We start from the raw sequence: 24,772 nt of genomic DNA, 5'->3' as shown, positions 1-24,772 counted from the left end.
CCGAGGCCGGTGGGCACCGGCGTGCTGGTTGCCATGTTCATTTACCACCTCGTCTCGAATCGTTTGCGCAGCCAGATGGCCAGCGCGTTGAGGCTCAGCATCAGGCCCAGCAGCACGATGATGGCTGCCGAGGTACGCGCCTCGAAGAAGTTGCGCAGTTCGTTGCCCTGCCAGAGATAGATCTGCACCGGCAGCGCCGTGGACTGCTCCAGGGGGGTACCCGGCACGTTGGCGACGAAGGCATTCATGCCGATCAGCAGCAGCGGCGCGGTCTCCCCCAGGGCCTGGGCGACCCCCAGGATGGAGCCGGTCAGGATCCCCGGTAGGGCCAGCGGCAGCACGTGATGGAAGACCGTCTGCACCCGTGACGCGCCGATACCCAGCGCCGCCTGGCGAATGGAGCCGGGAATGGAGCGCAGCGAGGCCCGGGTGGCGATGATGATGGTCGGCAGCGTCATCAGGGTCAGCACCAGACCGCCCACCAGCGGGGCCGACAGCGGCAGCCCCAGATAGCCGATAAAGATCGCCGCCCCCAGCAGGCCGAAGACGATGGAGGGTACCGCCGCCAGGTTGTTGATATTGATCTCGATCAGATCGGTGATGCGATTCTTGGGCGCGAACTCCTCCAGGTAGATGGCGCTGGCCACCCCGATCGGCACCGAGAGCACGATCACCACCAGCATCATGAACAGCGAGCCCATGAAGGCGCCGGCCAGGCCCGCCGAGGCGAGCGAGCTGCGCGAGTCGGTGTTGAGGAAGAGCGCCGTGCTGAAGGCGTTGGTGATCACGCCGCGAGCATAGAGCTCATCGGCCCACTCACGGGTCTGGGCGCTGAGCTGCTGCTGGCGGTCCGGCAGGCTGCGGTCGATATTGCCCTTGAGCCAGACGTCGACGTTGGCCGAGGCGAGCATCTTGAGCCGCACCGTCTCGCCGAGCAGCGAGGGGTCCTCGATGAAGCGGTCGCGCAGGGCGTGACGCTCGCCGGAGGTGATCAGGGCCCGCAGGTCACGGGTCTGGCGCGCCTCGATCTCGCCGAGTTCGGCCTTGAGCGCCTCGTCGATGATCTGCTGCCAGTTGACCAGGCCGACCCGGCTCATCCAGGCCAGCTCGCGCTCGCGGAAGGCGCTGGCGCTCTCGCCGGACTCGCGCACCGGCTTTTCATCCACCTGGATCACCTCGGGGTCGAAGTGAACGTCCAGATAGAAGGTAGCCTGCCAGAAGGCGGGCACCCCACGCATCAGGATGCTGATAAACAGAATCAGCACCAGGCCCATGCCGGTGACCACGGCCCCCAGGCCCATGCGACGGAAACGCCGCTCCCGGGCGTGGCGCCCCGCCAGGGAGGCCTCGATGGTCGCCAGCCGCTGGCGGCTGCGTTCTTCGATGGTAAGCGTGTCAGTGGTCACAGGCGATTACTCATATTGCTGGCGATAGCGGCGCACCACCACCAGGGCGATGACGTTGAGCCCCAGGGTGATGACGAACAGCGTCAGGCCCAGGGCGAAGGCCACCAGCGACTGGGGGCTGGCGAAGTCCATATCACCGGTCAGCTGGTTGACGATGGTCACCGTGATGGTGGAGACCGCCTCGAAGGGGTTGGCGTGCAGTACCGGATTGTTGCCGGCTGCCAGTACCACGATCATGGTCTCGCCGATGGCCCGGCTGGCGGCCAGCAGGAAGGCCCCGACGATCCCCGGCAGGGCCGCCGGCAGCACCACCTGACGAATGGTCTCCGACTTGGTGGCACCCAGGCCAAGGGCCCCGTCGCGCAGGGCCTTGGGCACCTGGGTGATGATGTCGTCGGAGAGCGAGGAGACGAAGGGAATGATCATGATCCCCATGACCAGGCCCGCGGTGAGCGCGCTGGTGGTGCGAATGCTGATGCCCACCAGGTCGCCCAGGTCGGACAGGAAGGGACCGATCACGATCAGGGCGAAGAAGCCGTAGACGATGGTCGGGATACCGGCCAGTACCTCGATCACCGGCTTGGCGACGTTGCGCAGCCAGGCCGGGGCGTACTCGGCCATGTAGATGGCGGTCATCAGCCCCAGCGGCACCGCCACCAGCAGGGCGATGGCACTGACCATCAGGGTACCCCACAGCAGCGGCAGCAGGCCGAACTCCCCCTGGCCCGTATCTCCGGAGGTGCTGAAGCGCGGATTCCAGGTGGTGCCGAAGAAGAACTCCGCCGGGCTGATAAAGCGAAAGAAGTTCATCGCCTCGCCCACCATGGAGAGCACGATGCCCACCGTGGTGAGGATGGCCACCCCGGAACAGAGCGCCAGTGCGATGGTGATCACCCGCTCCACCTGGTTGCGGGCGCGCAGCTGTGGCGAGATGCGGCCCCGGGCCAGCACCAGGCCGGCAACGGCGGCCACGGCCATGGCGGCGATGGTGATCATGCGCCCCAGCGTCTGCAGGCTCGCCATATGGGCGGCAGCGGCCAGTTCCGTCTCGCTGGGCGTGCCGGAGACGGCGCGGTCGGCGGCCAGCGCCGAGACGCGGCGCAGAAAGGTGGAGAGCTCCCGCTCGCCTAGCGTGGCGATCTCGGGGGGCAGCTGGCGCACCACCAGCAGCTCCACCAGCGAGGTGCCCGCCAGACTCCAGAGCAGTAAGAGGGCAAAGGCCGGCAGGCCGCACCAGAGGGCCACCAGCATGCCGTAGTATCCGGGACGCGAGTGCAGCCGCACTCCGTCGGTTGCCACCGTGCGACTGCGCGTCAGGCCGACCTGATAGGCCAGGGCCATGACGATCAGCAGGATGGCGATCAAGGCAAGGTTATTCATGGATTCCCCGCATGGACAAACCGGGGCAGGTGATCCCTGCCCCGGCGATCACGACCCTTATTCGGCGCTGACCAGGGTGCGGGCCTGGAACTGCTCCAGGGCCTCGGCACGCTCTTCGTCGTCCAGCGGGATCAGGCCGGCGTCCTCCAGGGGGCTACCGAAGCCGGAGACCATCTCGTTCAAGAAGAACTCGGTGTATTCGGCAAGGCCGGGAATCACATCCAGGTGCTCGCCCTTGACGTAGAAGAACAGCGGACGGGAGACCGGGTACTCGCCGGAGCCGATGGTCTCGAGGGAGGGAGTCACGCCATCCACGGTGGCCACCTGGAGCCGGTCGCGGTTCTGGTCGTAGAAGCTCAGACCGAAGACACCCACGGCGTCGGACTGGGCATCCAGGCGGGCCAGGGTCTCGGTGTAGTCGCCGGCGATCTCGATGATCCGGCCATCGCCGCGCAGGGCGTCACAGGCGTCGCCTTCCATCTCGTAGCTGTCGCAGCCGATGTGCAGCACCTTCTCCTCGAACACCTCGCGGGTGCCGTGGTTGGAGGCCGGGATCACCAGCACGATCTCCTGATCCGGCAGGTCGCCATCGATCTCGGACCAGCGGGTATAGGGGTTGTCGACCAGCTCGCCGTCGACGCGCACCTGCTGGGCCGCGGCGGCAAAGACATGGGCCGGGGTCAGGGCGAAGGCGCCCCGATCGGCGCGAGAGGCGAAGACGATGCCGTCGTAGCCGAACATCACCTCGAGCACCTCGTTGACGCCGTTGGACTGGCAGTTCTCGAGCTCGCCGCTGCGAATGGCCCGTGAGGAGTTGGCAATGTCGATGGTGTTCTCGCCCACGCCCTGGCAGAACTGACGCAGGCCGCCGCCGGAGCCGCCGGAACCCACCACCGGGGTATTGAACTGCGGGAAGTTGTTGCCGAACTCCTCGGCCACGATGCTGGCGAAGGGCAGGACGGTGGATGAGCCGGCGATCTGGATGGTGTCACGCGCCATGGCGGCGGTGGAGAAGCCGACGGCCAGACCGGTGGCCAGGGCGAAGCCCAGGGTACGCTTGCTGACGTTCATCTTGAGGATCCTCTCTGCATGGGGCCCCGGGACGGTAGGTCCAGGGGCTCTGGTTCGGCACTAACGGCCGTTTGCAGGGAGGAGTTTGCGCGTCATGGATTGCAGTTCTGTGACGGCAAGATGTCGGTTGCGTGTCATCCGGGGCTCAGACCAGCAGCCCCAGCGCCGCCAGGGTGCAGAGGGCAAGCGACGCCCCCTGGAGCAGGCGGCGGTCGAGGCGGTGAGCGACGCGCCCGGCCAGCCAGCTGCCGGCCAGCACCCCCGGTGCGAAGGTCAGCGCCAGGCCGAAGTGCCAGGCGCGGAGCAGCCCGCCAAGGCCCAGGGTGACGAGCGTCATCAGGGCGGTGACCACGAAGAAGGCCGAGAGGGTGCCGCGCAGGCGGTCCGGGGAGAAGCCGTGGAGCAGCAGCACCAGGGGCGGGCCGCTCAGCGCGGCGATGGTGCCGAAGATGCCCGAGAAGACCCCGGCGCCGAACAGGGTGGTGCGATTGACCGGCAGCCGGAAGCGGAACAGGGTCACCGCTACCGCGAAGAGCACGCTGCCGGCGATGAGCTTTTCCAGCACCGCCATGGGCGCGGCCAGCAGCAGCCAGAGTCCCAGGGCGTTGCCGGGAATCCGCCCCACCAGGGCCGTGGCGATCTCGCCAAACTGCACCTCGCGCCAGTAGTGGCGCAGGGTGGTAAGCGCCACGGTGAAGCCGAACAGCACCAGCACCACCGGCACCAGGCGCGGCTCCAGCATCAGCAAGAGCGGCGCCCCCACCACGGCCAGCCCGAAGCCGGTGGCCCGCTGCACAAAGGCCCCCAGGGCCAGCGTTGCCGCGCAGCCCAGCCAGACGGCAAGGCTCATGTCGAACCAGACCAGCAGCGCCTCAGGCATGACAGGCCCCCAGCGCTAAGGTGACGGCGCAGCCGAGCCAGGTGCCGAGGCCCATATCGAGCCAAGCCAGCAGCGCCTCAGGCATGGCCGGCCCGCCCCGCCAGCAGGCGCAGCCCCAGGTTGCCCAGCAGGGCCGCCCCGAGCATGGTGCCCACCATGGGCCAGGCGCTATCCACCTCGAAGGCACCCACCAGCACGCCGGCCAGCGCCCCGCAGGAGAACTGGATGCTGCCCTGCAGGGCCGCCGCGGTGGCGCTCATGTGGTGAAAGTGGTCGAGCAGTGCGGAGATGGCGTTGGGGGCCACCAGGCCGATGGTGCCGGCGAACACCATGATCAGCGGCACCATGGTCCACAGCGACTCCATGCCGCTGACCAGCACCAGCACCAGGCCAAGTGCCACCCCCAGCTGGATGGCGAGCCCCAGGCGCAGGTTCTGCTGGGGCGAGCGCCACCCCAGCAGGCGAATATTGAGCCGGTTGGAGGCCGCCATGGTGATCACGTTGAGACCGAACACCAGCGGATAAAGCTCGGGACCCAGCCCGTAGTGCTCCAGATAGAGGAAGGGCGAGGCGGTAATGAAGGCGAAGAGCCCCGCGAAGGACATGGAGGCGGCGCAGATATAGCCCATCGCCTCGCGGTGGCGCAGCACGCTCGCGTAGTTGGCCAACACCTGGCGCAGCGAGGCCGTCGGCGAGCCCGGCGCCCGGGTTTCCGGCAGCCGGGTGCCCAGCAGCCAGAGCAGGAAGGCCGCATAGCCGGCCAGAAAGACGAAGATCAGCCACCAGTCGCCCAGATAGAGCAGGCCGCTGCCCACCACGGGCGCCACCAGCGGGGCCAGCAGCATGATGATCGCCATGGTCGACATCACCTTGGCCGCCTCCCGGCCGCTGAAGCAGTCGCGCACGATGGCCGCCGAGTTGACCACCGTGGCCCCGCCGCCCAGGGCCTGGACGAAGCGCCAGGCCAGCAGCTCCGGCAGGGAGCCCACCGTGGTGATGGCAAGGCTCGCCAACAGGAAGACCACCAGGCCGCCGAGCAGCACCGGCTTGCGACCGATGCGGTCGGAGAGCGGCCCGAACAGCAGTTGGCCCAGGGCGAAGCCGGCCAGGAAGGCGGAGAGCGACAGCTCGGCATGGTGGATGCTGGCCCCCACGGCAGCGGCCAGGGCCGCCATGGCGGGGAGGTAGGCGTCGATGGCGAAGGGGGCCAGGGCGGTATTGGCGGCCACCAGCAGCGCCAGGCGTCGGGTACTCAGGGTCAAGGCGACTCCTTGCGAGGATCTTCGATAGGCGGCTAATCATAGCCGATCGTCGCGGTCCCTGCCGGCCATGATTCCCTGTCATACTGAGGGGCAACACCATCTACCACCTAGACAGGGAGCCCTCATCATGGCCAAGGACCTGCTGACGCAGCTGCGCGACATGACCACCGTCGTGGCCGACACCGGCGACCTGGAGGCGATTCGCCGCTTCCAGCCCACCGACGCCACCACCAACCCCTCGCTGATCCTGCAGGCGGCCCAGCAGCCGGCGCGCCGGGAGCGTCTGGCCGAGATCGCCCGCCGCGCCGGGGACCTGGACGACGCCCTGGACGCCGTGGCCGTGGAGATCGGCAGCGAGATCAGCGAGCTGGTGCCGGGCTACGTCTCCACCGAGGTGAGCGCCCGGCTCTCCTTCGACACCGACGCCACCCTGGCCCGGGCTCGCTCGCTGATCGAGCGCTACGGCCGCCACGGGGTGGGCCCCGAGCGCATCCTGATCAAGGTCGCCGCCACCTGGGAGGGCATTCGCGCCGCCCAGCAGCTCGAGCGCGAGGGCATCCGCACCAACCTGACCCTGCTCTTCAGCTTCGCCCAGGCCCGGGCCTGCGCCGATGCCGGCGTCACCCTGATCTCCCCCTTCGTGGGGCGGATCCTCGACTGGCACAGGGCCCAGGCGCCGGAGGCCGACTTCAGCGGCGAGCGCGACCCCGGCGTGCAGTCGGTCAGGCGCATCTACGAGCACTACAAGGGGCACGGCTATGACACCGTCGTGATGGGAGCGAGCTTCCGCAACGCCGGCGAGATCCTGGCGCTGGCCGGCTGCGACCGCCTGACCATCTCCCCTGCCCTGCTCGGCGAGCTGGCCGAGAGCCGTGGCGCCCTCGAACGCCGCCTCAGCCCCGAGGATGCGGAGACCGGCGCCCTCGAGCCCCTCGACGAGGCGGAATACCGCTGGCACATGAACGAGGACGCCATGGCCACCGAGAAGCTGGCCGAGGGGATCCGCAAGTTCATGGAGGATCAGCGCAGGCTGGAGGCGCTGCTGGGCGAGCTGCGCCAGAGGTAAGGCAAGGGGCGGGCCGGGCGCTGCCCGGCCCCAGGGGAACTCGAATCACTGCTGGTGGGGAACGGCCTCCTGGCCCTCGAGCATCTCCACCAGGGGCTGGAACTCCTCCCGGTTGTGCTCGTTCATCCGCATCAGGATACGATGAGCCTCGAGGATGCGCTGGCGCGTCTCCTCTACGTCACAGGGAATCTCGGGCAGGTCGCAGAGCTCGCAGACCTCGGTAATGGGCGCCTCCACCAGGGTGAAGAAGCGGGCGAATCCCATGACGTCGAGCATCTGGCGAATGTCGGGGCTGTCGGCCACGATGGTAGGACGTTCGGGCAGGCGCCCCTCTACCGCCATGGCGACCTTGGCCAGAAAGCCAAGCGCCGTGGAGTCGACGTTGGTGGCGTCGCGAAGATCGATGATCAGGCTGGCAAGCCCGGGGGTCTCGGCCAGCTGCTGGGCCTGACGATCCAGGGTCGCACAGAGGGTGAGACGCACATCGCCACAGAGCTTGAGGACGAAGACGCCCGCCTCGAATGCCGCCTTGATGCGTCCTTCATGAATCAACATTGCCAAATCCACTCAACAGCATGATGGTCAGGTCGTCGGGCAGCGCCTCGATGCCCGCGTCGGAGCCAGCCTCGTCCCCACTGGCCAGCTGGCCAAGGGCCAGGCTGGCCCGCAGGTCCTCCAGCGTCTCGCTGGCCAGGACCCGCCGCTCGAGTTCCCTGAGCCGCATGTCGAGCGTATCGCCCGGCAGGCACTCCAATACTCCATCCGAACACAGCCAGAGGCGGAAGTTCTCGGGCAGGAAGCAGCCCAGGGAGGGGTACTCCGCCCCGGGAAACAGCCCCACCGGCATGCCCTGGCCGGCGAGAGGCGTGACCTCCCCGTCGGCCACCAGCAGCGGCATGGGCAGCTGTGCGCCCAGCGAATAGTGCAGATAGCGACGCTCCAGGTCAATGACCCCGACGAAGAGGGTCGCATGCTTGCCGATGCCGGTGTCGAGCAGCTCGCGGTTGAGGTCCGCCAGCCAGCGCGGCGGCAGCGCCTCCGGGGCGCTGCCGTCCCACTCCCCCTGCCAGCGATTGGTGAGGTACTTCAGCAGCACGGTGACGAAGGCCGAGGAGGCCCCGTGGCCGGAGACATCGGCAAAGTAGAACAGCAGGTGGCGCTCGTCGAGGCGCTGGAAGTCCAGAAAGTCGCCGGAGAGGTAGAGCCAGGGGGCGAACCAGTAGTCGCAGCTGACGCCCCCGGAGGTCTGGGGCCGCGCCGGCAGCAGCTTGCGCTGGATCTGACCGCCGGCCTGCTGGTCCAGGCGCAGCATGGCCAGGTGGGTCTCCAGGCTCTCGTTGAGCTCCTCCAGGCGCTCCTGATCCTGACGGCGCGCCTCCTCCAGCTGACGCAGCTTGATCACCTTGCGGATCATGCGCCGCAGCAGCTGGCCATGGCGCAGGGGCTCGACGATGTAGTCGACCAGGCCGGCATCCACCGCCTCCAGCAGCCCCGGGGCGGCACGGCTGTCGCTGACCACCAGGGTCGGCAGCCGCTCGCAGAGCGCCGCCCACTGCTCGCCGGGCACCGCCCGGACATGGGCCACCACCAGCGAGACCTCCGCCGGCAGGGCCTCGGGGGTGTCGACGGCGATCACCGCCAGGCCGTCCCTGGCGATGGTCTCGGCCAGGGCATTGCGGGCCGGGCCCGGCTCGTCAATCACACCGATCAGCTGCTTGGGACTGTCCATGGCACTGGCCTCAGTCAGAGAAGGCGTCGTCGAAGTCGGCATCATCGAAGTCGAAATCATCCATGGCGAAGGGGTCGTCGCCCATCTCGCCGTCGCTGATCTCGAAGCGGCGACGCTGCAGCCAGGCATCGCGGATGAAGCTGTAGCGATCGCCGGTGATCAGCGCCTCCTGATCGAGCAGGCCGGCACGCATATCCACGATCCTCAGGGCCGTCAGCGCCACCTCCAGCTCGACGTCGCCAAAGTAGTAGAGCGGGTAGGTCTCGGCATCGACCGGCAGGCCGCTGGTATCGCGCAGTGTGCTCGGTCCCAGGAAGGGCAGCACCAGGTAGCGCGACTCCTCCCAGCCCCAGACCGCCAGGGTCTGGCCGAAGTCCTCGTCCCGGCCGGTGATCTCCATATGGGTGGCGAAATCCCAGAGCCCGCCGATGCCGATGGTGGTGTTGATCGCGAAGCGTGACAGGGCGATGCCGGCATTGCCCGGCTTGCCCTGCAGCAGGCTATTGAGCGCCGTGCGCGGCTCCCCCAGGTTGGAGAAGAAGTTGCCGACCCCGGTCTGCACCGGCTGGGGCGTCACCGTCCGATAGCCCCGGGCCACCGGCTTGAGCACGGCGCGATCCACGGCGTCGTTGAAGGCGAACACCTGGCGGTTGAAGCCCTCCCAGGGGTCATCGGGGTGGCGCTCCTCGATGGCGGAGGTGCTGGCGCAGCCCGCCAGCAGCGCTGCCGCCATCAGGGCCGCGAGCCCGGCCCCCCGGACGCCGGCACGAGTTCCCTTCGCTTGCTGCATGGTCCCTTCCTCCGTGCACTCGGTGGGCTGGTGCTCAGACACGCTTCACCACCACGCTGCCGGCGCTGTAGCCCGCCCCGAAGGAGCAGATCACCCCCAGGGCCCCGACGGCCAGGTCGTCGCGGTGCAGGTGGAAGGCGATGATGGAGCCCGCCGAGCTGGTGTTGGCATAGCGGTCGAGGATGATCGGCGCCTCCTGCTCGCTGGGGTCGCGGCCCAGCACCCGCCGCGCGATCAGGTCGTTCATGTGGCGGTTGGCCTGATGCAGCCACATCCGCGCCAGATCGTCGCCGGCGAAGCCCAGCGCCTGCAGATGCTCCCCGATCAGTGCCGCCACCAGGGGGCACACCTCCTTGAAGACCCGGCGCCCCTCCTGGACGAAGAGCTTGTCCAGGGCCTGGGGATCGGCGTCGGTGACCCGATTGAGGAAACCCGCGTTGTTGCGGATGGCATTGGAGAAGCGGGTCACCAGGCGGGTGCCGAGGATCTCGAAGCGCGCCTCGCTGGTGGCCAGGTCGTCGCGCTCCAGCACCACGGCGGTGCAGGCGTCGCCGAAGATGAAGTGGCTGTCCCGGTCGCGGAAGTTGAGGTGGGCCGAGCAGATCTCGGGGTTGACCACCAGCGCCCGCCGCGCGCTGCCGGAGCGGATGGCGTTGGCGGCGGTCTCGATGGCGAAGGTGGCCGAGCTGCAGGCCACGTTCATGTCGAAGGCGTAGCCGCCGGCGCCCAGCTCCGCCTGCAGCTCCACCGCCACCGCCGGGTAGGGGCGCTCCAGGTTGGAGCAGCCGACGATCACCAGGTCGATATCGGCGGCCGCCACCCCGGCGGCCTCCAGGGCCTGGCGGGCGGCCACGGCGCCCATCTCGCACTGGATGGAGGGCTCGTCGTTGCTCCGCTCGCGCAGCCGGGGCCGCATGCGCTCAGGGTCGAGGATGCCCTCGGCATCGAGCACGTGGCGGCTGTGGATGCCCGAGGCCTTGACGATGAACTCGCTGCTGGAGTGCGCCAGGCGCGCCTCGATGCCGGCCTCGGCGCGGCGCGCGTTCTCGGTATCCACCCAGGCATTGAACGAGGCCACCAGAGCATCGTTGTCGATGGTGTGCTCCGGCGTGAAGAGTCCTGTGCCGGTAATCACGACGTTGGTCATCGGTATCTCCCTTTCGCGGCGTCCGGGCCGCCCTGGCCGCCGCGGCGACCGCTTGCTGTTCGGGGCGCTCAGGGGCGCCCGGTGATCTCCGCCCAGCGCCTCTCGAGGCGCTTGGCGGAGACCGCAAATTTGGTGCCCAGCTGCTGGGCGAAGAGCGAGACGCGCAGCTCCTCGATCCACCAGCGGAAGGCTTCCAGCGCCGGCGGGGCCATGCCGCCGCGGCGCTCGCTCTCGAGGCGGGCCGCCAGCCTGGCCTCCAGGGCCTGGACCTCCTGCATATGCATCTGGTCGCGCAGGCGCTCCCGGGGGGCCTTCTCCAGGCGGATCAGGGCCGCCTCCATGTAGCGAGGATACTCCTCCAGCCACTCCCCCGCCTCGCTGACGAAGCCGGGATGCACCAGACGTGCCATCTGGGCCTTGAGGTCACTGTATACCAGGGCCAGGGCCAGGTTCAGGTTGCCCTTCAACGCCTTGGTGATCGCCAGGTGGCCCTTGAGCGCGGCCTCCAGGGTCACGACCAGGGCTTCGGCCCGGGGCACCAGGGCGGCGCCGGTCTCGGCCAGGCGCGCCTCCAGCTCGGCGGCGGAGCGGGGCAGCGGGTCCACCGCCGCCACCTGGAGGAAGACCGCCCGCACCACGTCGTCGATCAGCTGGCGCTTGCTGCCCACCTTGGCGAAGAGCAGCGCACAGGTGTTGAGCCCCCCCAGGCGCTCGATGGCGCGCACCTGGTCCGGCAGCCGGCGCATGGCCAGGCTTACCACGCCATCCCGGTGGGCCTCCCGGGCCTTGTCCGGATGGTCGAAGAGCTCCACCCGGAAGGCATTGCCCTCGGGCACCAGGGCCGGGAAGGCCTCGACGCGGATGCCCGCCTGGCTGGTCACCCGGGACTCGGGCAGCCCCTCCTCGGGTAGCCCCGCCACCGGCGCCTCCAGCCGCGCCTCGGCGGCCAGGGCTCGGGCCCCCTGCCCCGCCGCCTTCTCGAAGCGCCGCTCCAGTTCGCGGACATCACGCCCCTGGCCGATCATCCTCCCCTCGTGGTCCACCACCCTGAGGTTCATCACCAGGTGGGGCTCGAGCTGGTCCCGCTGCCAGTCGTCGGGGTGCACGCGCACCCCGGTGCGGCGGCGCAGGAACTCGCCCAGGGCCTCGGTGAGGGGGATATCGTCGGGGACGATCGTCTCCAGGGCCGCATCCACCCAGTCGGGGATCGGCACGACTTGACGACGGATCGCCTTGGGCAGCGACTTCATCAGGGCGATGCACTTCTCGCGCAGAAGCCCCGGCACCAGCCACTCCAGGCGCGCCGCCGGCAGCTGGGGCAGCATGGCGGCGGGCACGGTGAGGGTGACGCCGTCATCCTCGGCGCCGGGCTCGAAGTGGTAGGCGAGCGGATAGCGCACGCCGCCGAGCACCAGCTCGTCCGGGTAGTCCGCCTCGGTGACCTCACTGGCCTCCCGGGCCAGCAGGGCGGCGCGGTCGAACTTGAGAATAGCGGGATTCTCGGCCTCGGCGCTCTTGCGCCACGCCTCGAACCCCTTGCCGTTGTGGATGCCCTCGGGGAGGCGCTCGTCGTAGAAGGCGAAGAGGGTCTCCTCGTCCACCAGGATATCCCGGCGCCGGGCGCGGTCCTCCAGGTCCTCGACCTCCTCGACCAGCGCCCGGTTATGGGCGAAGAAGTCGCCCCGGGTACGGAACTCCCCCTCCACCAGGGCGCGGCGGATAAAGAGCTCGCGGGCCTCGGCGGGCGCGATGGGGCCATAGTGCACTCGCCGCCCCGTCACGATGGGCAGGCCGAAGAGGGTCACCTGCTCCTTGGCGACCACCTGGGCGCGCTTCATCTCCCAGTGGGGCTCGGCATAGCTGCGCTTGACCAGGTGTTCCGCCATGGGCTCGATCCACTGGGGATCGATCTTCGCCACGGTGCGGGCGAAGAGCTTCGTCGTCTCCACCAGCTCGAAGGCCATCAGCCACTTGGGCGACTTCTTGGCGAGTCCCGAACCCGGGTGGATCACGAACTTGCGGTTGCGCGCCCCCAGGTACTCGCGATTCTCGGTGAGAAGCCCCAGGTGGGAGAGCAGCCCGGGCAAGAGCGCCCGGTGCAGGGTGGCCGCCTGGCGGCGACGGGCCTCCTTGCGCGCCGTCTCGGCATCGCCCTCCTCGGCGCTACCCGCCTCGGGAGACGGCCAGGGCGCCGGCGGCGGCACCTCGACCTGCATGTCGCGCAGCAGCTGGCGCAGCTGGCGGAAGGTATCGTGCCACTCCCGCATGCGCAGGTAGTTGATGTAGTGCTCCTTGCACCAGCGGCGAAGCTGGTTGCCGGAGAGCGCCTCCCGGGCCGCCTCGACACCGTCCCAGAGGTTGAGCAGCGCCAGGAAATCGGAGTCGGGGTCCTGCCAGCGGCGGTGGGCCTGGTCGGCGGCCTGGCGCTTCTCCGCCGGGCGCTCCCGGGGGTCCTGGACGGCGAGGCCCGCCACCACGATCAGCACCTCGCGAAGCCCGCCCTGCTCGGCGCCGGCCAGCACCATGCGCGCCAGGCGCGGGTCGATGGGCAGCCGGGCCAGCTTGCGTCCCACGGGAGTGAGCCGCTGGGCCTCGTCCACCGCCCCCAGCTCGAAGAGCAGCTTGAAGCCGTCGGTGATAAAGCGCGAGTCCGGCGGATCCACGAAGGGGAAGGCCTCGATGTCGCCGAGCCTGAGCGACAGCATGGAGAGGATCACCGAGGCGAGGTTGGTGCGGCGGATCTCGGGGTCGGTGAAGGCCGGCCGGGCGAGGAAGCCCTCCTCGTCGTAGAGGCGGATGCAGACCCCCTCGGCCACCCGGCCGCAGCGCCCCATGCGCTGGTTGGCGCTGGCCTGGCTCACCGCCTCCACCGGCAGGCGTTGGATCTTGGTCCGGTAGCTGTAGCGGCTGATGCGCACCAGGCCCGGGTCGATCACGTAGCGGATGCCGGGCACGGTGAGCGAGGTCTCGGCCACGTTGGTGGCCAGCACGATGCGCCGCCCCCGGTGGGGGGCGAAGACCCGGTTCTGCTCGGCGTTGGAGAGCCGGGCGTAGAGGGGCAGGATCTCGGTGCCGCGCAGGTCGGCCCGACGCAGGGTGTCGGCGGTCTCGCGAATCTCCCGCTCCCCGGGCAGGAAGACCAGGATATCCCGGGGGCCGTGGCGCCAGCCCTTGGCGCGCTCGATCTGCTCGATCTCCTCCACGGCGTGGAGAATCCCCTCCTGAAGGGTGCGATCCTCCTCGTCCTCGGCGTCGCGCACCAGGGGGCGGTAGTGCACCTCCACCGGATAGGTGCGCCCAGAGACCTCCACCACCGGGGCCGGCCTGGCCTCGTCGCCGCCGGCGGCGGGCCGGGCGAAGTGGGCGGCGAAGCGCTCCACATCGATGGTGGCCGAGGTGATGATCACCTTGAGGTCGGGGCGCCGCGGCAGCAGCCGCTTCAGGTAGCCGAGCAGGAAGTCGATGTTGAGGCTGCGCTCGTGGGCCTCGTCGATGATGATCGCCTCGTAGCGCCGCAGCTCGGGGTCGTGGCGGGTCTCGGCCAGCAGGATGCCGTCGGTCATCAGCTTGACCAGGGTCTCGTCGCTGCTCTGGTCGGTGAAGCGCACCTGATAGCCCACCTGCTCCCCAAGCGGCGTCTGGAGCTCCTCGGCCAGCCGCGCGGCCACGGAGCGCGCCGCCAGCCGCCGCGGCTGGGTATGGCCGATCAGCCCGCGGCGCCCCAGCCCCAGCTCCAGGCAGAGCTTGGGCAGCTGGGTAGTCTTGCCGGAGCCGGTCTCGCCGGCCACCACCACCACCTGGTGGTCGCGCAGGGCCGCGAGGATATCCTCCCGGCGCTCCACCACGGGCAGCTCGGGGGGATAGTTGAGGGTCACCGGGCGGGCCGCGCGGCGCGCCACCGCCTCCCGGGAGCGCGCGACGGCCTGCTCCACCTCACCCAGGCCGCGATCCACCGGCTTGCCCTCCTTCAGCCGCCGGGCGAGGCCCCCGAGGCGCTTCTCCAGGGCCGGCCGGTCGCGCAGCAGCACGCCGTCCAGCCCCTGGCGCAGGGCGCTCAGGCGCTGGGAGTCGGTTCGAGCATGGGCGGGGACAGCGTCGGGGATCGCGTGGGACACGGCGGCTCCGGTAGAGAGGGAAGGGGCAAGAGACGGAAAACTGCCCGCACCGGAATCGGTGCGGGCAGCTCATTGTACCGCCGCCCCGGGGGCGGCGCCTAATCCGGGCCATTGAGGCTGGCTATGACCCAAAGAGAATGCGGCTATCGCCGGGTCAGGCGTCGGCCTTGGCCTTCTCGCGCTCCTCGTCGCGCAGCTGGCGACGCAGCACCTTGCCCACGTTGGTTTTCGGGAGCTCGTCGCGCAGCTCCACGTACTTGGGCACCTTGTAGCCGGTCAGCTCCTTCTTGCACCAGGCGCGCAGCTCCTCGGGATCCAGGTCGTCGCCACGGGGCACCACAAAGAGCTTGATCGCCTCGCCGCTGTTCTCGTCCTCCACGCCGACCGCGGCGGACTCCAGCACGCCTGGGTGGGTGGCGACGACATCCTCCACCTCGTTGGGATAGACGTTGAAGCCGGAGACCAGAATCATGTCCTTCTTGCGGTCGACGATGCGGATATAGCCATCCTCCTGGAGCACGGCGATATCGCCGGTATGGAACCAGCCGTCGTCGTCGATCACCTTGATGGTCTCGTCATCGCGGTTCCAGTAGCCCTTCATCACCTGGGGGCCCTGGACGCAGAGCTCACCCGGCTCGCCGTAGGGCAGGTCGTTGCCATCGCCGTCCACCACCTTGACCCGGGTGCCGGCCACGGGCATGCCGATGGTGCCGAGCTGGATGGCGTCCACCGGGTTGAAGCTGACCACCGGCGAGGTCTCGGTAAGACCGTAGCCCTCGGCGATGTCGCAGCCGGTGACCTCCTTCCAGCGCTCTGCCGCCGCCTTGGTGAGCGCCATGCCCCCGGAGATGGTCAGGTGCAGCTTCGAGAAGTCCAGGGCGCGGAAATCCTCGCGGTTGCAGAGGGCGTTGAACAGGGTATTGAGCCCGATAAAGGCGGTGAACTGGAGCCCCTTGAGCTCTTTGACGAAGTTGGGCAGGTCCCGGGGGTTGGTGATCAGGATGGAGTGGTTGCCGGTCTCCATCAGGAACAGGCAGTTCACCGTGAAGGTGTAGATGTGGTAGACCGGCAGCGGCGCGATCACCACCTCCTCGCCGTTGTTGAGCCCCTTGCCGATTGCCTCACCGGCCTGGAGCATGTTGGCGACCAGGTTGCGATGGGTGAGCATGGTCCCCTTGGCCAGGCCCGTGGTGCCGCCGGTGTACTGCAGGGCGGCGATGTCGTCCAGCCCGCGCCACACGTCGCTGTGCTGGCGGGCGGCCCCCTCCTTGAGCGCCTGGCGGAACGGCGTATGACCGGGCAGCCGGTAGGCGGGCACCATCTTCTTGACGTGCTTGACCACCAGGTTGATCAGCTGGCGCTTGGGGAAGCCGTGCAGGTCGGCAAGCTCCGTCACCACCAGGTGCTGGATATCGGTGCGATCGAGGATCTTCTCCAGCTTGTCGGCCATGTTGGCCAGGATCACGATCGCCTTGGCGCCGGAGTCCTTGAACTGGTGGGCCATCTCCCGCTCGGTGTAGAGCGGGTTGGTGTTGACCACCACCAGGCCAGCGCGCATGGCGCCAAATACCGCCACCGGAAACTGCAGCACGTTGGGCAGCTGGATGGCGATGCGGTCGCCCGGCTGCAGGGTGGTCTCGTGCTGCAGCCAGGCCGCGAAATCACCGGAGAGGCGGTCCAGGTCGGCAAAGCTCAGCGTCTGCCCCATGCAGCTGAAGGCCGGCCGGTCGGCGTAGCGCTTGACCGCCTTGTGAAAGACATCGGTAACCGACTGGTACTCGTCCAGCCCCGTGAGCTCGGGACCTGAAAGAACCGGGGCGTTGGCGTGCTCACTCATGACGTATCTCCACGACGTTGCCGATCTGCCATCGGCGCTTGTTGTTTTCCCGGGGTCCTACCTTAAACCGACCGGCCCAGGCTGTAAAACGATCGATTGAAACTATCGTTTGCGCCTGAACGCACCCCAGCCTCTGCTCGCCAGCCTGCCCTATTCGGCCTCCCCCTGCGAGCCGGCTCCTTTCACGCAGGGCAGCGGCCGTAGCGCGCCAGGATCCTGCCGTCGCGCCACACCAGCAGCTCCCCGGGTGCCATGCGCTCCCAGGCCTCGTTGTCGGTGAGGGGCTCGGTGGCGATGACCGAGACGATATCGTCGGAGGTGGTGTGCTCGGCGAAGTTCACCGTGAGCTCGGCGTCCGACAGGCTCGCCCGGCCGAAGGGGGCCCGGCGCGTGATATGGGCCAGCTTGGTGGAGCAGAAGGTGTAGAGGTAGTCGCCATCGGCCAGCAGCAGGTTGAAGACCCCGAGGCCGCGCAGCCGCTCGCAGAGCTGGTGCAGCAGCCGCCACATCCCCTGGCGCTCGGCGTCGCTGGCCGGGCGCTCGGGAAAGCGGCCGCGCAGCTCGCCAAGCAGCCAGCAGAAGGCGTGCTCGCTGTCGGTATCCCCCACCGGGCGATAGAAGCTGAGCGGCAGCGTCTGCCACCCCGCGAGCTGGCCGTTGTGGGCATAGCACCAGGGCCGCCCCCACATCTCGCGCACGAAGGGGTGGGTATTGGCCAGGCGCACCTGGCCCACGTTGGCCTGGCGAATATGGCTGATGACGATATTCGACTTGATGGGGTAGTCGGTGATCAGACGGGCGATGGGCGAGTGCACCGAGGGGTGGGGGTCACGGAAGTCGCGATAGCCCCCCTCCTCGTAGAAGGCGATGCCCCAGCCGTCGCGGTGGGGGCCGGTGCCACCGCCGCGGTGGAGAAAGCCGGTAAAGCTGAAGCAGATATCCGTCGGCACGTTGGCGCTCATGCCCAGCAGTTCACACATGGGGATCCTCCCGGTGAACGACCCGCCGCCGCTGCCGTCGTAGCGTCCGGCGCAGCAGCATCAGCGCTACCAGCAGCAGTATGGCCAGCCCGCCGGCCACCGCCTGCTGGCCGGGCGAGGCGACCAGCGCCCGGCGGCGCTGCTCCAGCCAGGGCAGCGCCTCCCGCCCCAGGGCCGCGGCGCGGGACGGCAGGTCGTGAATGAAATCGATAAAGCGGTCGGCGGGGCTGTCGACAAGCTCCCCGCCGTCGCGGCCGGTGGCCAGGTCCTCGTGAAAGCGCTCCCCCTTCGGCCGACCGGGCGCCACCGCCCCGGCGCCCTCCTCGGCCTCCGGCAGCAGCCCCAGCAGCGGCTGTACGCTGACGGCCTGGAGCCGCTGGCGAAGGATGCCCTCACCCTCGGCGCGCAGGCGCAGGCGGGCCGGCCCGAGCCATGCCGGAGGCACCAGCTCCCCGACAAAGCGCTCGCCGTCCCTCTGCAGGGGAGCTTCGGCCAGCACACGCCCCGCGTCGTCCAGCAGGGTCGCATCGATGGCAAGATCCTCCGGTGCCCCCTCCCAGGGCTCCCCGCCCCGCACCAGCCAGGCCTCCAGGGGCACCCCCACCTCGGGGTAGAGGGTCGCGGGCAGGGGGCCGACATGCAGGCCGACGGCGCCCTGCACGCCGATACGGCTCTGCGCCCCCAGCGCTCCCTCCAGGCGCCATTCGCCCCGGGCGGGTTCGGCCACCCGCAGCAGGCTGAACAGGGACTCCACCTGCCAGCGAGCGCCGGCAGGCGGACTGTCCGGCGCGTAGCGGGTGCCATCAGGGGCCACCAGGGCCAGCGGCTCGCCGCCCTCCCCCGGAAACAGCAGGGCCGAGAAGGACTCGACGCCGGCCTCGATCAGGAAGCGGCCGTCGACCAGCGGGATCTGGTCGGTGGGAAAGATCCGTTCGACGATATCCAGAAAGGCGCCCGGCAGTTGCTCCGGCGATGCCACCTGGAGCGGCAGGCCACCGGTCAGCCGGGAAAGCTGGGCCACCAGCGCCAGGTCAGCCTCCTCGGAGAAGGCGATGGCGTGGGCCACCACCCCCTGGCGGGCGAGGTCGGGGGCCAGCGCCTCGAGCAGGCGGCGGCGGGAGGCGTCATCGATGGCAGGCTTGGGGCCTCGGGCGGGAGGGAGGTCGACGACGCCGTCGGTGAGCAGCAGCAGGTGAGGCTCGCCGACGGCCGACGGCTCGGCGGCGGCGGCCACCGCCGCCTCGATGTCGGTGAAGGGCTGGTACTCCACCAGGGCCGGGCGCAGCGCCATGGCCTGTTCGCGCCAGGCGTCGTCGACCTCGGCCAGGGACAGGGGCGCCGCCACCGTTTCACCGAAGGTCCAGACCCCCGCCGTCACCCCGTCGGGCAGTAGCGCGGCAAGCAGCTCCACGGCGCTGGCGGCGAGCTGCTCCGGGTCGTTGCTGCGCATGCTGCCGGAGACATCGACGATCACCCGCACCTCGGGCGAGGCCGCAGGGGGGTGGGGCTGGGCCAGGGCGAGGGCCGGCAGCAGCAGTCCCAGCCACGCTCCAGGACGGCCCGGCGGGCCGCCTTCCTGCCCCTTGCTTCGCCACCAGGCCATTGCGGCTCCTTAGCCGATTGCCGGCTTCTGAATCAGCCGATTACCGGCTCCCGACGCTCGGCGCCACGCCGCGGCGCCACGTCATCCTCAGGGTCATCCATGTCGACATAGTCGTCATCGTGGCGGCCGCGCCACCAGAGCAGCAGCCCGAAGGCCACCCCCGCCACGGCCCCGACCAGGGTCAGCAGCAGGGCCGGCATCATCACCTCGCTGCTGCGCTCGAGAAAGCCCACCAGCGCCACCACCACCGCCGGCGCCAGGCCGGTGTAGAATTCCCCCTCCTCCAGCAGCGGCATCTGGAAGCGGGTCGGCGTCCACATCACGCCGGCCACCAGCCAGGTCAGGGTGAGCCGCAGCAGTCGCGGCAGGAAGGCCAGTCCCAGGTAGCCGGTAAGCAGCACCACCAGCGACAGGAAGCCGTAGACCAGCCATAGTAGGGTCATCGATTCGGTAATTGGCATTGCCACCTCTCATTTCACAATCTGGAGTATGGTACATCCCGCGCCATGAAAGCACAGCCGCCCCGCACTCCCGAGCAGCCCGACGCCCCACCGGTCAACCGCTTCCGCCGCGCCGATGATCCCGAGTGGCACTGGCTCGAGAACCGCGACGACCCCGAGGTCACCGCCTTTCTGGAGGCCGCCAACGCCGAGTTCGACCGGTGGTTCACCCCCCTGGAGGGGCTGGTCGAGCGGCTCTACCACGGCCACCTGGCACGCCGCGAGCTGGCCGTGCACGGCCTGCGCACGCCCCTGGACCACTACACCTACTGGAGCGAGACCGCCGCCGAGGCGGACTATCCGGTCTGGTGGCGCCACCCCAACGGCAAGCCGGACCGTGCCGCTCCCTTCCTCGACCTGGAGGCCCGCGCCGCCGACCACGACTTCCTGGAGCTCGGCGACATGGCGCTCTCGCCTGACGAGCGCTGGCTGGCCTGGACCGAGGACACCAGCGGCGACGAGCAGTTCGACCTCTTCCTCAAGGCGCTGCCCGACGGCAAGGCGGTGCGGCTGCTCGAGGGCATCGGCCCGGAACTGACCTGGGCCGAGGACAACGCCACCCTGCTCTTCACCCGCTACGACGCCACCCAGCGCCCCGAGAGCGTCTGGCGCCTGCCCCTGGCCGAGGGCGTGGCCGGGGAGCCCGACCTGGTGCTGCGGGAGGAGGACCCGGAGTTCTGGCTGGGGCTGGGCAAGACCCGCTCCCGGGAGTGGCTGGTGCTGGAGAGCGCCTCCAAGGACACCAGCGAGTGCCACCTGATCCCGGCTCGGGCTCCGGCCACGCCGCCCCGCTGCTTCCGTCCCCGGGAGAGCGGCGTGGAGCTCTCCCTGGACCATCGCCCCGGCCACTTCTACCTGCTCCACAACCGCGGCGCGACCCACTTTTGCCTCGACGTGATCGAGGAGGCACGACTTGATCGGGCCGCGGATGCCGACGCCTGGCAGCCACTGGTGCCCCACCGGGACAACGATACCCTGGAGGGGGTCGACGCCTTCGCCTGGGGGCTGGTGCTCACCGAGCGCGACCATGACGAGGCCCAGGTGCGGCTGCGGGTGCTGGAGTTCGATGCCGAGCATAGCGTCACCCGGGACGAGCGCCTGCCGCTGCCGGAGACCCCCTGCAGCCTCGCCCTGGGCGACGCTCCCCACTTCGATGCCCGGTGCCTGCGGCTGCGGGAGGAGTCCTTCGTGCTGCCGGTGAGCTGGATCGAACACGACTTGGACAGCGGCGAGCGCACCCTGATCAAGCAGCAGCCGATCCATGGCGACCTCAGGCCCGAACAGCTCGCCTGCGAGCGGCTCTGGGCCACCGCCCACGACGGCGAGCGCATCCCGGTCTCGGTCGTGATGCGAGCCGATCTCGTCGGCCATCCCCTGCCCACCCTGCTCTACGGCTATGGGGCCTATGGCGAGGTGCTCGACCCCTGGTTCTCGGTGGCGCGCCTGGAGCTGCTGGCCCGGGGCGCGGCCTTCGCCGTGGCCCACGTGCGCGGCGGCGGCGACCGCGGCGAGCCCTGGTACCTGGCCGGCAAGCTCGAGCACAAGGCCAACAGCTTCCGCGACTTCCTGGCCGCCCGGGAGTGTCTGGTGGAGCACGGCATCAGCGACGGCGAGCGCATCGCCGCCTACGGCGCCAGCGCCGGCGGGCTGCTGGTGGGCGCCAGCCTCAATCTGGACCCGGAGGCCTTCTGCGCCGCGGTGCTCGACGTCCCCTTCGTGGACGTGCTGCGCACCATGGAGAACCCCGACCTGCCGCTGACCACCGCCGAATACACCGAGTGGGGCAATCCCGACGAGCCCGACGCCCGCAAGCGCATCCGCGCCTACTCGCCGCTGGACAACCTGGCGAAGGCCCCCTACCCGACCCTCTTCCTGCAGGGCAGCTGGCACGACACCCGAGTGCCCTACTGGGAGCCGGCCAAGCTCTATGCCCGGCTGAGCGAGCTCGGCACGGCCCGGGGACCGCTGCTGCTGCGCACCGACATGGCCGCCGGCCACGGCGGCGCCTCGGGACGCTTCAAGGCCTGGCACGACGGCGCCCGCCAGGACGCCTTTATCCTCTGGGCGCTGGGGGTGGAAAACCGCGAGGCGTAGCCCTTACCACCCGCAAGGGCCGTCAATCGATGGGAATCACCGCGATGATATGGTCCTCGTACTGCTCCTCGGGGACCCCGCGGCTGGTGACCGCAAAGCTGCGCACGCTGATCCCCTTGCGGTGGACCCTCTCCGGGTCCCCGGAGAGCAGCGGGTGCCAGCGGGCCAGCTTGCGCCCTTCGGCCACCCGGCGGTAGGCGCAGGAGTGAGGCAGCCAGCGGAACTCCCCCACACGCTCGGGCGTCAGCCGGGTGCACTCCGGCACCCGCTCGAGGCGGTGCTCGTAGTCGCTGCAGCGGCAGCTGTGAACGTCGAGCAGCTCGCAGGCCAGGTTGAGCACCGCCAGCTCGCCACTCTCCTCGTCCTGGAACTTGAGCAGGCAGCACTGGCCGCAGCCGTCGCAGAGCGCCTCCCACTCCTCGGCGGTCAGCTCCTCCAGGGGGTACTGCTCCCAGAAGCGTTCACGCATCAATAGCGCGCCTCGGTGGGGGTGCGGTAGAGGTCGAGGAGGTACTCCTCCTTGGCCGGGGGCATCTGCAGGTAGAACCCCTTCTCGCGGATCGCGGCCATGACGTCGCCGGCCTCGGCGCGACCCAGGCGCTTCTCGGCGGAGAGGATCAGGGTCATGGTCGAGACCGGCTTGCCGAAGCGCTCGAGCAGCACCTCCGGCACCCGGGCGAGTCCCTCGCGCTTGTCCACGTAGAGGTACATCTCCTCCTTGCGGGGGCTCTTGAACACTTCGCACAGCAGCTTGTTACCGCGCATCCGGTCATCGCTCATCGGGGGCACTCCTCCAGGGCCTTGACCAGGCCCGCATTCAGTCGCTCGCCGCGCCAGCCGGTGGGCAAGGGCAGCGGTTCATCATCCAGGTGGGCGGTCACCAGCGCCTCCAGGTCGCGGCGGCGCAGCAGCACCTCCGGGGCCAGCCCCAGGGTCTCGGCCTCGGCGTTGACCACCTTCTTGAGGGCCTTGAGCACGCGCTTGAACTCCGGCGCCATGGGAGACGGCAGCGCCGGGGGCAGCGCATCCTCGTCCAGGTGGCGCGCCTCGGCCACCAGGGCCAGCAGGGTGTCGCCGTCGCGCTTGATCAGGCTCGGCTTGACCTCCTCCACCCGGGAGAGCTCGAAGCGGTTCTCCGGCATCGCCTCGGCGATGGCGTAGAGCACCCGGTCGTGGACCAGCCAGCCCCGGGGCAGGTTGCGCGCCCGGGTCTCGCCCTCCCGCCAGGTGGTAAGACGGCGGTAGGCCTCGATCTGCCGCGGGGTAAGCCGCCACAGCTGGCGCTGACGCAGGTACCACTGGGCGTCGTCCTCACCGTTGCGGCCGGCCTGGGCCACCACCTCGGCACAGTCCGCCTGGAGCCAGGCCAGGCGATCCAGGCGCGCCAGGGCCTCACGCTGCTGCTGCCACACCTCCACCAGGTAGATGACGTCCAGGGCCGCATAGGTCTGCTGGGCCTCGCTGAGCGGGCGCACCAGCCAGTCGGAGCGGGTCTCGTCCTTGGGCAGGGTGTGGCCGGTCCAGTGCTCGACGAGCTTCTGGTAGCCCATGGAGGGGGTCTCGCCGAGCAGGCCCTGGGCCAGCTGGGTATCGACCAGGGGGCTGGGCACCACGCCGGCCCAGGCGGCAAACACCTCCAGGTCCTCACTGGCGGCGTGCAAAAGCTTCAGCGGCCCCTCGGCGAGCAGCCGCCGGAAGGCGTCGGTGCAGGCCACCGCCTGGGGGTCGACCAGCCAGGCCGGGCCGCCGGCGGAGAACTGGATCAGGGCCGGGACCGGAAGGAAGGTGTTCTCACGGAAGAACTCGGTGTCCAGCGCAATGACCTCCGCCTGGGCCACCTCGGCGCAGGCGGCATCCAGGGCCTCGGGGGTATCGATCCAGCGTATCTCGGGATTCAGGGGCATTGGGGTTCCGGCAAATGAAGGGTCGTCGGGAAAGGGGAAGTGGCCGAGGCTCAGTCGCCCCGGAAGGGCAGGCGGCCGTTGAAGGCGCGGCTCAGGGTGCCGCCGTCCACGTATTCGAGTTCGCCGCCCATGGGCACGCCGTAGGCGAGCCGCGACAGCCCCACGCCGTGGGGCGAGAGCTGGGCGGCGATATAGTGGGCGGTGGCCTCCCCCTCCACCGTGGGATTGGTGGCGAGGATCACCTCCTCGATGCCTCCCTCGGCCACTCGCGCCTCCAGCTGGTCGAGGCCGATGTCCTCCGGGCCGATGCCATCCAGCGGCGAGAGGTGGCCGTGGAGCACGAAGTAGCGCCCGCGGTAGCCGCCGGCCTCCTCGATGGCGAGCTGGTCGGCGGGGGACTCCACCACGCAGAGCAGGGTGTCGTCGCGCCGCGCGCTCTCGCACAGCGCACAGACCTCCTCCTCGGTGAGGGTGCGGCAGCGCCGGCAGTAGCCTACCCGCTCCAGCGCCTCATCGAGCACCGCGGCCAGGCGCCGGCCGCCGTCGCGGTCGCGCTCGAGCAGGTGCATGGCCATGCGCTGGGCGGTCTTGGGCCCGACGCCGGGCAGCACCCGCAGCGACGTTATCAACTTCTCGACGAGGGGGGAAAAACTCATCGTCAGAACGGCATCTTGAAGCCCGGCGGCAGATTCATGCCCGAGGTCACCTCTTCCATCCTCGCCTTGGAGTTGGCCTCCACCTTGCGCACGGCGTCATTGACCGCCGCGGCCAGCAGATCCTCGAGCAGCTCCTTGTCCTCCTCCATGACGCTCGGGTCGATATCGACCTTGCTGACGTCATGACGGCCGTTCATGGTCACCTTGACCATGCCCGCGCCCGCCTCGCCCTGCACCTCGGCGCGGGCGATCTCCTCCTGGACGCGCTGCATCTTCTCCTGCATCTCCTGGGCCTGCTTCATGATGTTGCCCATTCCACCCTTGAACATGGTGAGTCCTCTCTATGGTGATG

At 69.5% G+C, this 24,772-nt stretch carries 21 protein-coding genes; 2 read left to right on the top strand and 19 right to left on the bottom strand.

What is annotated here, in order from left to right:
• Positions 1–41: 41 nt before the first annotated feature.
• The 5 genes from pstA to NHL60_RS07445 form a co-directional block, all read right to left on the bottom strand.
• Entirely contained in the window at positions 42–1,406 is a 1,365-nt protein-coding gene (gene pstA / locus NHL60_RS07465) for a phosphate ABC transporter permease PstA (RefSeq protein ID WP_253450911.1), read from the bottom strand.
• 6 nt (positions 1,407–1,412) lie between these two features.
• Positions 1,413–2,786, bottom strand: coding sequence for a phosphate ABC transporter permease subunit PstC (gene pstC, locus NHL60_RS07460; RefSeq protein WP_253450908.1), 1,374 nt, complete (start codon positions 2,784–2,786; stop codon positions 1,413–1,415).
• A gap of 57 nt (positions 2,787–2,843) precedes the next feature.
• On the bottom strand, positions 2,844–3,857 hold the full coding sequence (locus NHL60_RS07455; protein WP_253450906.1) for a PstS family phosphate ABC transporter substrate-binding protein: 1,014 nt from the start codon (positions 3,855–3,857) through the stop codon (positions 2,844–2,846).
• A 145-nt stretch (positions 3,858–4,002) separates the two neighbouring features.
• Positions 4,003–4,737 carry a sulfite exporter TauE/SafE family protein gene (locus NHL60_RS07450; protein ID WP_253450902.1) on the bottom strand — a complete coding sequence of 245 codons (735 nt, stop codon included), beginning with the start codon at positions 4,735–4,737 and terminating at the stop codon, positions 4,003–4,005.
• A gap of 77 nt (positions 4,738–4,814) precedes the next feature.
• A complete protein-coding gene (locus NHL60_RS07445) occupies positions 4,815–5,999 on the bottom strand; it encodes a Bcr/CflA family multidrug efflux MFS transporter (RefSeq protein ID WP_253450899.1) in 1,185 nt (394 codons plus the stop codon).
• Positions 6,000–6,126: 127 nt separating this feature from the next.
• Here NHL60_RS07445 and tal point away from each other — a divergent pair, with 127 nt between their 5' ends.
• The gene (gene tal, locus NHL60_RS07440; protein WP_253450895.1) at positions 6,127–7,065 is read left to right on the top strand and encodes a transaldolase; all 939 of its coding nucleotides are present in this window, start codon (positions 6,127–6,129) and stop codon (positions 7,063–7,065) included.
• 45 nt (positions 7,066–7,110) lie between these two features.
• Here tal and NHL60_RS07435 read toward each other — a convergent pair whose 3' ends face one another.
• From NHL60_RS07435 to NHL60_RS07395, 9 genes are all read right to left on the bottom strand, one after another.
• Entirely contained in the window at positions 7,111–7,620 is a 510-nt protein-coding gene (locus NHL60_RS07435; protein WP_253450893.1) for an STAS domain-containing protein, read from the bottom strand.
• A complete protein-coding gene (locus tag NHL60_RS07430; RefSeq protein ID WP_253450890.1) occupies positions 7,607–8,794 on the bottom strand; it encodes a PP2C family protein-serine/threonine phosphatase in 1,188 nt (395 codons plus the stop codon). The genes NHL60_RS07435 and NHL60_RS07430 overlap by 14 nt, the downstream gene beginning before the upstream one ends.
• A 10-nt stretch (positions 8,795–8,804) precedes the next feature.
• The gene (locus NHL60_RS07425; RefSeq protein ID WP_253450887.1) at positions 8,805–9,584 is read right to left on the bottom strand and encodes a VacJ family lipoprotein; all 780 of its coding nucleotides are present in this window, start codon (positions 9,582–9,584) and stop codon (positions 8,805–8,807) included.
• 34 nt (positions 9,585–9,618) lie between these two features.
• Positions 9,619–10,731, bottom strand: a complete 1,113-nt coding sequence (locus tag NHL60_RS07420; RefSeq protein ID WP_253450884.1) for a beta-ketoacyl-ACP synthase III — start codon at positions 10,729–10,731, stop codon at positions 9,619–9,621.
• Between the two features lie 68 nt (positions 10,732–10,799).
• Positions 10,800–14,846 carry an ATP-dependent RNA helicase HrpA gene (gene hrpA, locus NHL60_RS07415; protein WP_253450881.1) on the bottom strand — a complete coding sequence of 1,349 codons (4,047 nt, stop codon included), beginning with the start codon at positions 14,844–14,846 and terminating at the stop codon, positions 10,800–10,802.
• Positions 14,847–15,000: 154 nt separating this feature from the next.
• Positions 15,001–16,683, bottom strand: coding sequence for an AMP-binding protein (locus NHL60_RS07410; protein WP_253450878.1), 1,683 nt, complete (start codon positions 16,681–16,683; stop codon positions 15,001–15,003).
• A gap of 182 nt (positions 16,684–16,865) precedes the next feature.
• Positions 16,866–17,663, bottom strand: a complete 798-nt coding sequence (locus NHL60_RS07405; protein ID WP_253450876.1) for a class II glutamine amidotransferase — start codon at positions 17,661–17,663, stop codon at positions 16,866–16,868.
• A complete protein-coding gene (locus NHL60_RS07400) occupies positions 17,656–19,266 on the bottom strand; it encodes a vWA domain-containing protein (RefSeq protein ID WP_253450873.1) in 1,611 nt (536 codons plus the stop codon). The genes NHL60_RS07405 and NHL60_RS07400 overlap by 8 nt, the downstream gene beginning before the upstream one ends.
• 32 nt (positions 19,267–19,298) lie before the next feature.
• Positions 19,299–19,727: a hypothetical protein gene (locus tag NHL60_RS07395; protein WP_253450871.1), complete on the bottom strand. Its 429-nt coding sequence runs from the start codon at positions 19,725–19,727 to the stop codon at positions 19,299–19,301.
• A 45-nt stretch (positions 19,728–19,772) separates the two neighbouring features.
• Between NHL60_RS07395 and NHL60_RS07390 the strand changes: the two genes are divergently transcribed.
• Entirely contained in the window at positions 19,773–21,860 is a 2,088-nt protein-coding gene (locus NHL60_RS07390; protein ID WP_253450869.1) for a S9 family peptidase, read from the top strand.
• A gap of 22 nt (positions 21,861–21,882) precedes the next feature.
• On the opposite strand, the gene NHL60_RS07385 is transcribed toward NHL60_RS07390, so the two are convergent.
• The 5 genes from NHL60_RS07385 to NHL60_RS07365 are packed head-to-tail and all read right to left on the bottom strand — an operon-like array spanning position 21,883 to position 24,749.
• Positions 21,883–22,329 (bottom strand): YcgN family cysteine cluster protein, encoded by a 447-nt coding sequence (locus NHL60_RS07385; RefSeq protein ID WP_253450867.1) that lies wholly within the window; start codon positions 22,327–22,329, stop codon positions 21,883–21,885.
• Entirely contained in the window at positions 22,329–22,640 is a 312-nt protein-coding gene (locus NHL60_RS07380; protein ID WP_253450865.1) for a YcgL domain-containing protein, read from the bottom strand. Before NHL60_RS07380 ends, NHL60_RS07385 begins: the two co-directional genes overlap by 1 nt.
• Positions 22,637–23,764: a ribonuclease D gene (gene rnd / locus NHL60_RS07375; RefSeq protein ID WP_253450863.1), complete on the bottom strand. Its 1,128-nt coding sequence runs from the start codon at positions 23,762–23,764 to the stop codon at positions 22,637–22,639. The genes NHL60_RS07380 and rnd overlap by 4 nt, the downstream gene beginning before the upstream one ends.
• A 50-nt stretch (positions 23,765–23,814) precedes the next feature.
• A complete protein-coding gene (gene recR / locus NHL60_RS07370; protein WP_253450861.1) occupies positions 23,815–24,420 on the bottom strand; it encodes a recombination mediator RecR in 606 nt (201 codons plus the stop codon).
• A 2-nt stretch (positions 24,421–24,422) separates the two neighbouring features.
• Positions 24,423–24,749 (bottom strand): YbaB/EbfC family nucleoid-associated protein, encoded by a 327-nt coding sequence (locus tag NHL60_RS07365; protein WP_253450859.1) that lies wholly within the window; start codon positions 24,747–24,749, stop codon positions 24,423–24,425.
• Positions 24,750–24,772 lie beyond the last annotated feature (23 nt).

The organism is Halomonas sp. Y3, from assembly GCF_024137965.1.
Classification (GTDB): Bacteria; Pseudomonadota; Gammaproteobacteria; order Pseudomonadales; family Halomonadaceae; genus Halomonas; species Halomonas mongoliensis.
The sequence above is the reverse complement of the archived record's forward strand: the minus strand, read 5'-3'. Positions and strand labels throughout refer to the sequence as shown.